The following is a 13,561-nucleotide window of genomic DNA, read 5'->3' on the forward strand; positions in this document are numbered from 1 at the left end:
AAACGGCAATAGATTTCCTCATTGATGGAATTTGAAGCCACTGGTAGCGACCAATCGAATGCGCCAACACAAGTAATATGAACATAGTGGGCCAAGAGCCCACTATTGGAGAAGAGAAAACGTTCGAGCTGGTGCCAGAATTAATTAATAAACACCATGTAGACCGCCGCCGCGACGATAAAGCGGTAGATGGCGAAAGGCACAAACGAGATACGCTTGATCAACTGCAGGAAGGTCTTGATGGCGATTAGCGCTACCACAAACGCGGTAGCGAAACCGACGGCAAACATCGGCAGGTCACTGAGCGTCAGGAAGTGCAGGCTCTTGTACAGATCCAGGCCGCTGGCCCCGATCATCATTGGCACTGCCAGAATAAAGGAGAACTCCGAGGCCGCAAAACGGCTCACGCCCACCAGCATGCCCCCCGAAATGGTAGAGCCGGAACGGGAAAAACCAGGCCACAGCGCCAGACACTGGAAGCAACCGATCAAAAAGGCCTGCCGATAGGTAATATCATCCAGCCCGACCGCGCTTGGTTTTTTCGGTTTCAGCCATTCGGCGGCCAACAGCAACAGGCCCCCGACCACTAACGCATACATCACGTTTTTCGGTTCAAATAGCGATTTGATCATATCGTGGAGCAGCAACCCCAGCGCTACCGCCGGGATCATCGCCAGCAGGATATGGCCCAACTTCAATTGCCCTGCCGTCTGTCCTTCATGAGGAACAGGTTTGCCACCAAAGTGAATGCCGATCAGGCCAAACAGACGGCGCCAGAACACCACTACCACCGCCAGGATCGAACCCAGTTGGATAATAACTTCGAAGGTTTTCGCCTTATCGCCGGTAAAACCCAGTAACTCACCAACGATAATCATGTGCCCGGTAGAGGAAACCGGCAGGAACTCTGTCAGCCCTTCGACTACCCCAAGCACGAATGCCACAAACAATGAATGCATGTCCGCCATCAGACCACTACCCCATTTCAAATTTAACGCTATTAAAGGTACGAGCACAAAAAAGCGGCAGTGTTCAATACCTTGCCGCTTAAACAATTCTAGTTACAGACCAGCATATCGGTCTTTAGTTGCATATTGGTGACAACTTGTCAGGCTGGGCGCTGACCGCGTTCGATGATCACCCCAACCCGGCTGGCGTGCGCGACTGCACCCGGCTTGCTGACCTTAATACGGACCCAGGGAGATTTAAAGCGCCGTAGCAAAATTTCGGATACCTCCTCTGCGACACGCTCCACCAGCGCAAAACGATTGGGCTGCACATGCTGGATGACCGCATCGCTGATATCGGCATAGCTCAGGCAATCATTCACATCATCGCTGGCGGCTGCCTGGCGGTTGTCCCACGCCATTTCGATATCGAACACCAGCTTTTGCGCAATGGTTTGTTCCCAATCATAAACGCCAATGGTGGTGATCACGGTAAGCTCTTCAATAAATACGATATCCATCACGTCATTCTCAGTTTTTGGCCTTGCCGGATACCACTTCCGACGGAATATGCGTATTATCCATAGATGTTGCGAGTAAAACGACCATTATTAGACGGAACCGCGTTATGAGTGCTACCGCGCTTGGCATGATTATCTTCGCGTATCTGTGTGGCTCAATTTCCAGCGCGATCCTGGTTTGCCGGATCGCCAGGCTACCGGATCCGCGTGAACATGGATCGGGAAATCCAGGGGCGACCAACGTCCTGCGTATCGGCGGCCGCCTGGCGGCGGCTACGGTGTTGGTGTTCGATATACTAAAAGGGATGCTGCCAGTCTGGTTGGCCTATGCGTTCAACGTCCCACCGCTGTATCTGGGCCTGACGGCAATCGCCGCCTGTCTTGGGCATATCTACCCGGTGTTCTTCCACTTCCGTGGAGGCAAGGGCGTGGCGACGGCGTTCGGTGCCATTGCGCCGATCGGCTGGGATCTCACCGGCCTGATGACCGGGACCTGGCTGTTGACCGTGCTACTGAGCGGCTATTCCTCGCTCGGGGCGATCGTCAGCGCACTGATTGCACCGTTCTACGTCTGGTGGTTCAAACCGCAGTTTACCTTCCCGGTGGCGATGCTCTCCTGCCTGATCCTGATGCGTCATCACGACAATATCCAGCGCCTATGGCGCGGCCAGGAAGGGAAGATCTGGGGTAAGTTCCGCAAGAAGAAAGACGGTGTTTTAGAACAGGAAGAACACAAAGAAGAATGATTGAAAGGCCGGAAATTCCGGCCCTTGGCTTTTACACCGCAGGCAGCTCTGCCAGCGGCCAACGTGGGCGTACGGTAACGCCCAACTCCGGGTTACCCCCGTTCTTCATTCGAACCATCCCGGCATAAGCGATCATGGCCCCATTGTCGGTGCAGAATTCCGGGCGGGCATAGAACACTTCACCACCGCGTTTTTTCATGAGCTCTGCCAGCTTGCTGCGCAACGTGCGGTTGGCGCTGACGCCACCGGCCATCACCAGGCGTTTAAACCCGGTCTGCTCCAGCGCGCGTTTGCATTTGATCGCCAGCGTATCCACCACCGCATCTTCAAAAGCACGGGCAATATCGGCACGGGTTTGATCGTCGTTGCCGTTAGAGCGGATGGTATTGGCGGCAAAGGTCTTCAGGCCGGAGAAACTGAAATCCAGCCCTGGGCGATCGGTCATTGGGCGTGGGAAGGTAAAACGCCCTTCAGTGCCCTGCTGCGCCATTTTCGACAGCATCGGCCCGCCGGGATAATCCAGCCCTAACAGCTTGGCCGTTTTGTCGAACGCTTCGCCAGCGGCGTCGTCAACCGACTCCCCCAGCAAAGTATATTCACCGATCCCGGTCACGCTGATCAGTTGGGTATGGCCGCCAGACACCAGCAGTGCCACAAACGGAAACTCCGGAGGGTTGTCTTCCAGCATCGGTGCCAGCAAGTGGCCTTCCATATGATGCACCGGCACCGCAGGCACGCCCCAGGCAAACGCCAACGCGCGGCCAATGGTTGCCCCAACCAACAAGGCCCCCACCAGACCCGGCCCGGCGGTATACGCCACGCCATCGATATCGGTAGGCTTCAGGTTCGCCTCTTTCAGTGCGGCCTGGATCAGCGGCACTGTCTTGCGCACGTGATCGCGGGAAGCCAGTTCTGGCACCACGCCGCCGTAATCGGCATGCAGTTTCACCTGGCTGTAGAGTTGGTTGGCTAACAAACCGGCTTGATCGTCATACACTGCAATACCGGTTTCATCGCAGGACGTTTCTATACCCAATACGCGCATTACATTTCCCATCATTCACGTGCGGCCGCCAGTTTATCACAATCAACGCCATTTACCGCCAGCCTGCAGCACCCTGGCCGCGATGGTGCGCTATGTCGATGATTCACAAGGTTGCCCGCCGGGTGATTAAAAACGAGCAATTTTTTCTGATTAGTCTATAATCGGCGGCCGATGCATAATTGCGCGAGTTTGCCGGAACGCGGCGTGTTTCAATTTGCTATGGTGCTTTACAAAGCAGCATCCATTGAAGTAAAATTCCGCACCATTTTGAAAAGGCTGGCGCTTGGCCAGCAGCAAACCGAATTCTATTGAGGTGAGAGGCACATGCCGGTAATTAAAGTACGTGAAAACGAGCCATTTGACGTTGCACTGCGTCGTTTCAAGCGTTCCTGCGAAAAAGCGGGTGTTTTGGCTGAAGTTCGTCGTCGTGAGTTCTATGAAAAACCGACTACCGAACGTAAACGCGCTAAAGCTTCTGCAGTAAAACGCCACGCGAAGAAACTGGCTCGCGAAAACGCACGCCGCACTCGTCTGTATTAATCCTTCGGGGGTAACCCCACCGCGTGATTTTTTTCTTTTTCAAGAACACGCAGACCGAGTAGTTGCATACGAAGGCCGTGCTTTCCGAAAGGAATGCGCGGCTTGTTCTCGTTTATAGGCAATCGTAACAGGGGCTTATGGCTGGACGAATTCCGCGTGTATTTATCAATGACTTGCTGGCTCGCACCGACATCGTCGATCTGATCGACGCCCGGGTAAAGCTTAAAAAGCAGGGCAAAAACTATCACGCGTGCTGTCCGTTCCACCACGAAAAAACGCCTTCATTCACCGTTAATGGCGACAAACAGTTTTATCACTGTTTTGGTTGTGGAGCGCACGGTAACGCCGTCGACTTCCTGATGAATTACGACAGACTCGAGTTTGTCGAAACCATCGAGGAACTGGCCACCATGCACGGGCTGGAAGTGCCTTACGAGGCAGGCACCGGACCGACGCCAATCGAACGCCATCAGCGTCAAAGCCTATATCAACTGATGGAACAGCTCAGCGCGTTCTATCAACAGTCACTGCATCAATCCAACGGGACGCAGGCGCGCAACTACCTGCAACAGCGCGGATTGAGTGACGACGTTATCCGCCATTTTGCCATCGGCTTTGCACCTGCCGGTTGGGATAATGCGTTAAAACGTTTCGGGCGTGATACCGACAGCCGGGCAGCACTGAACGATGCCGGAATGTTGGTGACTAACGATCAAGGGCGCACTTACGATCGCTTCCGCGAGCGTGTGATGTTCCCCATCCGCGACAAACGCGGGCGGGTAATCGCTTTTGGTGGACGCGTACTGGGCGACGGTATGCCCAAGTACCTGAACTCGCCGGAAACCGAAGTATTCCACAAGGGCCGTCAGTTGTACGGCCTGTATGAAGCACAGCAGAGCCACGCCAACCCGCAACGTTTGCTGGTGGTCGAAGGCTATATGGACGTGGTGGCGTTAGCGCAATATGGCATTGATTATGCCGTTGCCTCACTCGGAACCTCGACAACGGCTGAACATATTCAGCTGCTGTTCCGCGCTACCGATAACGTTGTCTGCTGTTACGACGGCGACAGGGCTGGCCGTGAAGCCGCCTGGCGCGCGTTAGAAACCGCACTGCCCTATCTGAACGACGGGCGCCAGTTACGGTTTATGTTTTTGCCAGACGGTGAAGACCCGGACACCCTGGTCCGTAAAGAAGGCAAAGACGCCTTCGAACAGCGAATGGAGCTGGCGCAGCCGCTTTCCACTTTCCTGTTCGAAACGTTGATGCCACAGGTCGACCTGAGCAGCCCGGATGGCCGTGCCAAACTGAGTACCTTAGCGCTACCGCTGATCACTCAGGTGCCGGGCGAGACATTACGTCTCTACCTGCGCCAACAGCTAGGCAGCAAACTGGGCCTGCTGGACGATAGCCAGCTCGACAAGCTGATGCCCAAACAGGCGGAAAATGCGAATACTTATCAGGCGCCCCAGCTAAAACGCACAACCATGCGTATACTGATAGGATTACTGGTGCAAAATCCGCGTTTGGCTACACTTATCCCTTCTCTGGAAGGGCTCGAGCAGACTAAACAGGCGGGTTTACCGCTATTTGTTGAACTGGTGCAGACCTGTTTAGCGCAGCCGGGTCTGACTACCGGCCAGTTGCTGGAGCTGTACCGAGATAACAAATTGAGCCAGCAGCTTGAAACCTTGGCGACATGGAACCATATGATCGTTGAGGAACAAGTTGAGCAACACTTTTTAGATACTCTGACGAATCTCTATGACTCGGTGCTGGAGAAACGTCAGGAAGATTTGATTGCACGTGACAGAACGCATGGCCTGAATGCAGACGAACGCAAGGAACTCTGGTCATTACAACTGGCATTGGCGAAGAAAAACTGAATACCAAACGGCTTAAGTGCCGATAAATGCGAGGGCAGAGCCCTGCAATATGCCGCCACAGTGGGCCGCGGCAACAACAAAAACGCCCCAAATGCTATTGTTGGCGGTTTCGCCGACCGACACCAACCCAAATACTCTGAAGTGTGGATACCGTCTTATGGAGCAAAACCCGCAGTCACAGCTTAAACTTCTTGTCCAACGTGGTAAGGAGCAAGGCTATCTGACCTATGCTGAGGTCAATGACCATCTGCCGGAAGATATCGTCGACTCCGATCAGATCGAAGACATCATCCAGATGATTAACGACATGGGCATCCAGGTGATGGAAGAAGCACCGGACGCCGATGACCTGCTGCTGGCTGAAAATACCAACAGCACAGACGAAGATGCGGAAGAAGCTGCCGCTCAGGTGCTGTCCAGCGTAGAATCTGAAATCGGGCGTACCACTGACCCAGTGCGCATGTACATGCGTGAAATGGGTACCGTTGAATTGCTGACGCGTGAAGGCGAAATCGACATCGCCAAGCGTATCGAAGACGGCATCAACCAGGTGCAGTGCTCGGTTGCTGAGTACCCTGAAGCCATCACCTATCTGCTGGAGCAGTACGATCGTGTCGAGGCTGGCGAAGCACGCCTGTCCGATCTGATCACCGGCTTCGTCGATCCTAACGCGGAAGAAGACATCGCCCCTACCGCTACTCACATCGGTTCTGAATTAACCACCGAAGAGCAGGACGACGACGACAAAGACGAAGATGAAGAAGACGAAGCTGAAGACGACAACAGCATCGATCCTGAACTGGCGCGCCAGAAGTTTACCGATCTGCGCGATCAGTACGAAGCCACTCGTCTGGTTATCAAAAAGAACGGCCGCAGCCACGCCAGCGCAGCAGAAGAGATCCTGAAGCTGTCTGAAGTGTTCAAGCAGTTCCGCCTGGTGCCAAAACAGTTCGACTTCCTGGTCAACAGCATGCGTACCATGATGGATCGCGTTCGTACGCAAGAACGTATCATCATGAAGCTGTGCGTTGAGCAGTGCAAAATGCCGAAGAAAAACTTCGTCACCCTGTTCGCCGGCAACGAAACCAGCGACACCTGGTTCGCAGCGGCACTGGCAATGGGTAAACCATGGTCAGAGAAGCTGAAAGACGTTAATGAAGATGTTCAACGCAGCCTGCAAAAACTGCGTCAGATCGAAGAAGAAACCGGCCTGACCATCGAGCAGGTGAAAGACATCAACCGTCGTATGTCGATCGGTGAAGCGAAAGCCCGCCGCGCGAAGAAAGAGATGGTTGAAGCCAACTTGCGTCTGGTTATCTCGATCGCCAAAAAATACACCAACCGTGGCCTGCAGTTCCTGGATCTGATCCAGGAAGGCAACATCGGCTTGATGAAAGCGGTAGACAAGTTTGAATACCGTCGTGGCTACAAGTTCTCGACTTACGCCACCTGGTGGATCCGTCAGGCTATCACCCGCTCTATCGCCGACCAGGCACGTACCATCCGTATTCCGGTGCATATGATTGAGACGATCAACAAGCTCAACCGTATTTCGCGCCAGATGCTGCAAGAGATGGGCCGTGAGCCAACGCCGGAAGAGCTGGCCGAGCGTATGCTGATGCCAGAAGACAAAATCCGTAAGGTACTGAAGATCGCCAAAGAGCCGATCTCCATGGAAACGCCGATTGGTGATGATGAAGATTCACATCTGGGCGATTTCATCGAGGATACCACCCTCGAGCTGCCACTGGATTCTGCCACTTCTGAAAGCCTGCGTTCTGCCACACATGACGTCCTGGCTGGCCTGACCGCACGTGAAGCGAAGGTGCTGCGTATGCGTTTCGGTATCGATATGAACACTGACCACACGCTGGAAGAAGTGGGCAAACAGTTCGACGTTACCCGTGAGCGTATTCGTCAGATCGAAGCCAAAGCGTTGCGTAAACTGCGCCACCCAAGCCGTTCAGAAGTGCTGCGTAGCTTCCTGGATGACTAAGGTTTAACAACCTCGTAAGAACCCCGGCTCGCCGGGGTTTTTTTATGCCTTATTTTAACGCCAGGAATAGCTCGCGGTAACTCTCGGTAAGCTGCTCCAGCGTGGCACGATTCAATCCACTGGGATTAGGCAATACCCACACCTCAGTTTTACCCAGCATCATCTCCTGACGCCCCCAAGCGGCATTACGCACGCCAAACGCACTGCTGAACGCCTGTTTGCCCAGGATCGCCAAAGCACGAGGTTGGTAACGCAGAATTTTTTCTTTGAGCACCTCACCGCCACCGCGCAGTTCATCGCGTGAAAGTTCACTGGCCGCCACCGTTGGGCGCGCGACCAGAGCGGTGATCCCACAACCGTTTTCTTGCAGTTGTAGCCATTGTTCCGGGGCCAACTGGCGATCGGTGAAGCCCGCCTGATGGATCACCTTCCAGAAACGGTTACTGCCATTGGCAAAAGGATAGCCCTGATGGGCAGAGGAAAGGCCAGGATTGATGCCGCAGAACACCACCTGTAGGTTTGGCGCCAAGAGTTCCATGAGTATCACCAGTCCGTTAAAAGGAATTAACCGCGGTTATCGCAAAATCTGCCTGCAATTACAACAGGCTAGAACTGTGCATAAAAACATCATATGGTTTTATGGGTGTAGACCTGCATCCCATGATTACCGTATAATCACGCCGCCTGGCCCCTTAGCTCAGTTGGTTAGAGCAGGCGACTCATAATCGCTTGGTCACTGGTTCAAGTCCAGTAGGGGCCACCAAATATAACAAGGACTTACGCTAAAAACGTGAGTCCTTTGTTTTTTCAGGATACCGCAACGAAGTATAAGCGAGTTTTACCGGGGGGATTGGTCATTAAAGAAACAAAAAATTGCATGCTCAGACGTGCCATTATGGGCATACCTTTTAATCTTCATGATGTTCCTGATGCTGTAACGGTCCAGAATGTGCAGACCAGATGGCCGCTATTAGCCGATGTGGGGCTTACTCCGAGGAAAATACTCGAACTGGCTAACAGTGATGATGAATCTATTCTTCCCGATAGCCTAATGAGAGAAATTATGGATTCTTTAAACTGGTATAACGAATACCACTCGTAATGTGTGATTGATAGATGGAACGCTCCCACATTGATAGTGAAAGCGCCTAGAGTACTTAACCCATTTGCTAACGGTTAACTCAAACTAGTGCCCGGAGTTCTTCTTGCATGTACGAAGAAAAGTATTCAGGATTTTTAATAACAACACGACCACCAGACTGAATTTTATCAGCCCACCCGGCCACTTTTTTCGTGAACCCGGTATCCCACCCCTCTTTAATACCTCGTGCAGTGACATCGGCTGCACTAGCCGGCACACCTAATTCTCTCAAATACTTAAGTATTCCCTTAGCGGTACTTTCATCCATGGGATGCGGTGTGGGTACTGATGTGTTCATACCGCCAATGAAGTCCAGTGCTTTATCTATTACTGTTGACATACTCTTATCCTTAAAATTAACCACGTAATAAACAAGTTTATAATATGAACCCAAACAAGCCGTGATGTCATAGGGATCATTAACTTTCTTTCATTTTTCGCGCGGTCAAACAATTGAGGGAGGATTACTTGTTGTCGTCGGTATAGATCCCTTCAGAGATGACATCTACCAACTGAATCAACCACCAAAGGGCAACACATTCAGCATCACCCCTTGTTTTCTATCCCACCTGCCCGCCCTATTGCGGCTTCTGCTGAACCTCTTTCCACAACTTCAGCGCCAGCAACACCAATCCCCCCGCCCCCACAACCAGCAGCAGCCAGAGCAGGCCTTTCTTCCACATACTGGCCTCTTCTGCGGCATCTACCGCGCTCAAGCGTTCGGTGCCGCCCAGGGTCACTTGGGATTGCAACCCAGCTTCTGGCAACGCATCGGCATCTATCGTTTTACGCAGCTCTGCCGGGATCAGGCTATCTAAAGGGATCGCCTGAGGCTGGGCCGCTTTATTTCCCCACGCCAGCAGGAATGGCGTGGTTCCCTGGGCATTGAATATCAAGGTTTGACTATCGCGCTGTGCCGAGACTTCTGGCAGTGAATCGCCCCATTGCTGGTTGATGCCTTTTAAGCGGATACCCTGCACCAGCAAGCCGTTCAGCGGGATTGCCTCAGCGGTGCGGCCATTCACCGAGAACACCACCTGCTTGGTCAGAGGGTGCCAACTGTCACTGGCTGCGCTGCGGTAATCGATCTCGAGTGGCAGTACCGTATTGCTCTGCGTCGGCCGAATGCTGATATTGTTCAAGGGTTGAGGATTCGGCCAGCTATATTCCGCCTCACTGGCCGAAATGGCTTTTTGGTTGAAGGTCAGGCCGATCCTTTGCTGTTCGGTGTGTCTGGACGCCGCAATCCCCTGCACTGACTGGATCTTCAAATCAGGGGCCGTTTTGGCATCGTTGAACACCAATAGCAGATAACGAGGTCTGGCATAGTCATCAAGATCGATGGTATCCAACAGCAACCGATCGCTGCCAGAAACCAGATCCATCAAGGGCACATCCTCAGCGCTGCTCGACCAGTCTTTTAAATCGCGGCTAGAAAACAGGCTAACGCGGGTCTGCCAATTCTCGGGCAGACGCTCCCAGGCCAGTTTTAACTGGGTCAGACGGGGATAGTTGCCCTCATGCTGCGGGATCTCCAGCAGATAGGTGTTCCCCATTGGCTGGTCGCTATCCACAGGCAAGGTAACTTCAACACCACCTGCGGATTTTAACGAAATCACCTGTTGTTCCTGATTAGTGACCCTTTTACCCTTCATCGGGAACAGGCGCAGAGGGAAAGTCTGGCTATTGTCCTGAGTAGTGACGTTCGCGGCCAATGCAAAGGGGACGGCCTGCCCCTGATTGTTGAACACCCGCACATCGCGCAGATCCGGCCAAACGCTCTCGGTATACACTGCCTCAGGCAGTTCAATACGGAAAAATGGCGCGCTGCCTTCAGTGGTTAGCGAGATGCCATAGGCGAAATCTTGCGGTTTTTCAGCCACCGGCTCCGCATTGGCCGCACCGGCCAGACAAAGCGACCCCAGCAGCAACCAGTTATTCAGTTTTACTTTCATACATTCCCTCGTTCGCTTGCCACATTGGGTTCCTTACCGCGCACCGCTTTGGGTGGCAATGGGGAAAAATATCCCACGATCAACACCAGTATCGCCACGCCGATAAACGAGATGGCACGCGCCAATCCCCCACCCCGGGCGCTATCAACCAGCATCAGCTTAACAATGACGATACCGAGCAACGCCGCACCGCCAAACCAGACCTCACGCTGCCCACGGCGAGTTGACAACACCATGACGATCAGCGCTATCAGCATCCACAGCAAAGCGAAGGTGGTCTGCACCAGGCGGGAGCCCCAGAGCGTATCAACCCGCCAGGCAATATCGGCGTAATAGGCCAGCGCACGCAGGACCGCCCCATTGCCCCACCAGAACAGCATCGCGAGGGTAAACAGCGGTAGCGCCTGTTTCAGCAATGCAGCAAACTGCGGGTATTCCCGCCGGACAAACAGCCCCAGAGTCACCAGTGCCAAGAGTGCAAAACCAGCCCCCTCTTCCAACGGGTTCAACAGTGGTAAATAACGCCAGCCTAGACTGACCCCATCGAACACGTTGCCTACCAGCAACAGCAGCAAAGCCAACGCCGCCAATGGGGCCAAGGCAATCGCACCATACAGCTGACGATGTTCGGCAAACGGCCAGCATCCTTTGCGCAGCGCACCATGTGTAGCCAAGATGATCAGGGAGAGGAAGCCCATTTGCAGGCCCAATTGCCATTCATCCATGCCCCACGGCAAGCGCATCGTGCGCCAAAAGACTTCATAACCCAGCGCAAACACCACCATCCAGAACAGAGACAGGTGTAATCCTTGCTGCAGGCGCAGTAACGGCAGGGAGCCCGCTTCGCGCTTCAGCAGCCAGTACGCCACCGGCAAGGCCAGTAACCAGACCAGATTCGGCCAGCCGAAGGACAATAAAGAATCAAAGTCGACCAATTGGAACAACAGCATGGCCAACATACCCGGCCACAGTAGCCAAATGCTATAACGTAGTTCGAGCCAGGCCAGCCTTTGTGCCACCCAACGCCACAGCACTACGGATAGCGTCAACAAGAGCAACGCCAGGAAAGCCCCGTAGCCATAATCAAGCGGCAATCGCCCGGCAAAACCGAGCAGGCAAACCAGCCAGAGCAGGATGCCGCCAGCCAGGAAGGAGCGGCTGACAACCAGCCTGAATGCAGCCTCGCTCTCCAGATCGCGCCAGAGGAATGCCACCGCTAGCCAAGTTAATGCCAGTACGGCGAACACCAGCGTGAAGGAGAGCGTCGTCATTCCAGCGCCAAGAGCCACCAGGGCGGAAGCCAAGGCCAGCACCAGCAGGCCAGAACCGCTGAGGCTCATGCGGATTTGCTTTTGCTCACGACCAAGCCACAGAATGCCCAGCCCTTCCAGCGCCCAAGCCATGGATGTCCACTCAGCAGACAGTGCCAATGGGATAGCCAGCGTAGTGAACACCCCGCCTAGTGCCAAACCGGAAACCGCCAACATGCGGCCCAGGGATGGGTAGCGCTTCAATGCGGCCCAGGCCAGTAACAGGTAAGCCAAACCGAAGCCCAGCGCCGAGAACGCCGGGCCAAACTCCCACTGGCGAACGATCAGATACTGCATGCCGAAACCGATTAACGGTGGGCCAAACAGCAGCGCGCCATCGATAATCTTCTCGCCAGGCAACTGTGCACGTAGAGTCAACGCCAGGCATAGCACGCCAAAAGTCACGATATTGGCAATCAGGAACAGCTGGCAGCCCAGGTAGTATTCCGGCAGGTAGTTGTTTACTCCCCACAGCCCAGCGACGCCAAAGGAAAAAACAAAGCCCAGCAGGTTAAGTGGCCGCCATGGCTGCCAGACGCTGATCGCCAGAATGCCCAGCGAGAGCAGCAGATAATAGGAGAATAGCGCGATATAACTGCCGCCACCGGCGGACAACAGCAAAGGTGAAAGATAGCCGCCAATGCTGGCAAGCATCGCCAGGCTGAGGGCACGCTGCAATACGGCCAAGCCCACGCTGGCGGCGCAGATCACCAGCATCAGGCCAAATGCCAGCATATGTGGCAACAGTTGATAAAGCCGGAAGGCACCAAATACGGTGATATAGAGCGCGCCAACCGCGCCCCCTTGCAGGATCAGGGCATACATCGTCTGTTTAACACGCAGACGCCAGCCAAACCACAGTAAAACGCCGCTAGCTACCGCCGCGCCCATTAACCTGAACTCAATAGGCAGCATGTCACGTTCAACGGTGTATTTCATCAGGTAGGCCAAACCGAAGAACAGCAGCAAGACACCCAGCTTCGCCAGCGGATTACCTTGCATAAACCAGCCCACCAGCCCGCTGAGCAGGTCGTTTTTCGGTTGCTGTGGTTTATCAATGGCAGGTTTATCAGCAATAGGCGGGCGAGGAATGGTTGTTACTGATGCGGCTGGTTTTGGAACTGCGGGCTCCCAGGCGGATTTAACCGGTGGAGGCACGGCTATTTCAGCAGTTGGCTGCACGGCAGACTGTTGGGCAGCCTGCGCAGCAAAGTCATGCGTTGTCTTCGCAGCCACAGGTGGCACCTGGGGAGTTGGCGGCGGCCGTGATCTCCCGGTTTCCTCGAAGCGGAGATCATCCACCTGTTTTTGCAACTGGGTGATGGTCAGTGTCAGTTGGGCAATTTCCCGCTGGTTGCGGTTGCCACGGCCGAGCGATACCACCACAGAAATAGGTAATACCACTAGGCACAGGAACAACGCCAAACCAGCGATAAATATCAATCCATCCATGGTGCACCTTTAGATCATTTAT

The 13,561-nt window shown here is 54.1% G+C and carries 11 protein-coding genes and 1 tRNA gene; 5 read left to right on the top strand and 7 right to left on the bottom strand.

Features of this window, described 5'->3' with window-relative positions:
- Nucleotides 1-140 precede the first annotated feature (140 nt).
- On the bottom strand, nt 141-968 hold the full coding sequence (bacA, locus tag KGP16_RS23020; protein WP_071682113.1) for an undecaprenyl-diphosphate phosphatase: 828 nt from the start codon (nt 966-968) through the stop codon (nt 141-143).
- Nucleotides 969-1,108: 140 nt separating this feature from the next.
- Complete coding sequence (folB, locus tag KGP16_RS23025) at nt 1,109-1,468, bottom strand: bifunctional dihydroneopterin aldolase/7,8-dihydroneopterin epimerase (protein ID WP_021806879.1); 360 nt, start codon at nt 1,466-1,468, stop codon at nt 1,109-1,111.
- Between the two features lie 107 nt (nt 1,469-1,575).
- Here folB and plsY point away from each other — a divergent pair, with 107 nt between their 5' ends.
- Nucleotides 1,576-2,214: a glycerol-3-phosphate 1-O-acyltransferase PlsY gene (plsY, locus tag KGP16_RS23030; RefSeq protein WP_021179487.1), complete on the top strand. Its 639-nt coding sequence runs from the start codon at nt 1,576-1,578 to the stop codon at nt 2,212-2,214.
- A 31-nt stretch (nt 2,215-2,245) separates the two neighbouring features.
- Here plsY and tsaD read toward each other — a convergent pair whose 3' ends face one another.
- Nucleotides 2,246-3,259, bottom strand: coding sequence for a tRNA (adenosine(37)-N6)-threonylcarbamoyltransferase complex transferase subunit TsaD (gene tsaD, locus KGP16_RS23035; RefSeq protein WP_115159962.1), 1,014 nt, complete (start codon nt 3,257-3,259; stop codon nt 2,246-2,248).
- 324 nt (nt 3,260-3,583) lie between these two features.
- Here tsaD and rpsU point away from each other — a divergent pair, with 324 nt between their 5' ends.
- From rpsU to rpoD, 3 genes are all read left to right on the top strand, one after another.
- Nucleotides 3,584-3,799 carry a 30S ribosomal protein S21 gene (rpsU, locus tag KGP16_RS23040; protein WP_001144069.1) on the top strand — a complete coding sequence of 72 codons (216 nt, stop codon included), beginning with the start codon at nt 3,584-3,586 and terminating at the stop codon, nt 3,797-3,799.
- Nucleotides 3,800-3,936: 137 nt separating this feature from the next.
- Nucleotides 3,937-5,685 carry a DNA primase gene (gene dnaG, locus KGP16_RS23045; protein WP_223500410.1) on the top strand — a complete coding sequence of 583 codons (1,749 nt, stop codon included), beginning with the start codon at nt 3,937-3,939 and terminating at the stop codon, nt 5,683-5,685.
- 157 nt (nt 5,686-5,842) lie between these two features.
- The gene (rpoD, locus tag KGP16_RS23050) at nt 5,843-7,681 is read left to right on the top strand and encodes an RNA polymerase sigma factor RpoD (RefSeq protein WP_021179483.1); all 1,839 of its coding nucleotides are present in this window, start codon (nt 5,843-5,845) and stop codon (nt 7,679-7,681) included.
- Between the two features lie 49 nt (nt 7,682-7,730).
- Here rpoD and mug read toward each other — a convergent pair whose 3' ends face one another.
- Nucleotides 7,731-8,219 carry a G/U mismatch-specific DNA glycosylase gene (gene mug / locus KGP16_RS23055; protein ID WP_071682895.1) on the bottom strand — a complete coding sequence of 163 codons (489 nt, stop codon included), beginning with the start codon at nt 8,217-8,219 and terminating at the stop codon, nt 7,731-7,733.
- Nucleotides 8,220-8,367: 148 nt separating this feature from the next.
- Between mug and KGP16_RS23060 the strand changes: the two genes are divergently transcribed.
- Nucleotides 8,368-8,444 (top strand) — tRNA-Ile (locus tag KGP16_RS23060).
- 418 nt (nt 8,445-8,862) lie between these two features.
- Here the strand turns inward: KGP16_RS23060 and KGP16_RS23065 are convergent.
- The 3 genes from KGP16_RS23065 to KGP16_RS23075 all read right to left on the bottom strand — a co-directional run bounded on the left by KGP16_RS23065 (nt 8,863) and on the right by KGP16_RS23075 (nt 13,539).
- Nucleotides 8,863-9,162 (bottom strand): DUF1889 family protein, encoded by a 300-nt coding sequence (locus KGP16_RS23065; protein WP_217497037.1) that lies wholly within the window; start codon nt 9,160-9,162, stop codon nt 8,863-8,865.
- A gap of 238 nt (nt 9,163-9,400) precedes the next feature.
- On the bottom strand, nt 9,401-10,777 hold the full coding sequence (locus KGP16_RS23070; RefSeq protein ID WP_223500411.1) for a DUF3999 family protein: 1,377 nt from the start codon (nt 10,775-10,777) through the stop codon (nt 9,401-9,403).
- Nucleotides 10,774-13,539: a DUF2339 domain-containing protein gene (locus tag KGP16_RS23075; protein ID WP_223500412.1), complete on the bottom strand. Its 2,766-nt coding sequence runs from the start codon at nt 13,537-13,539 to the stop codon at nt 10,774-10,776. Before KGP16_RS23075 ends, KGP16_RS23070 begins: the two co-directional genes overlap by 4 nt.
- Between the last annotated feature and the right edge of the window lie 22 nt (nt 13,540-13,561).

The sequence above is a fragment of the Serratia sp. JSRIV006 genome, from assembly GCF_019968685.1.
Taxonomy (GTDB): Bacteria; Pseudomonadota; Gammaproteobacteria; order Enterobacterales; family Enterobacteriaceae; genus Chania; species Chania fonticola_B.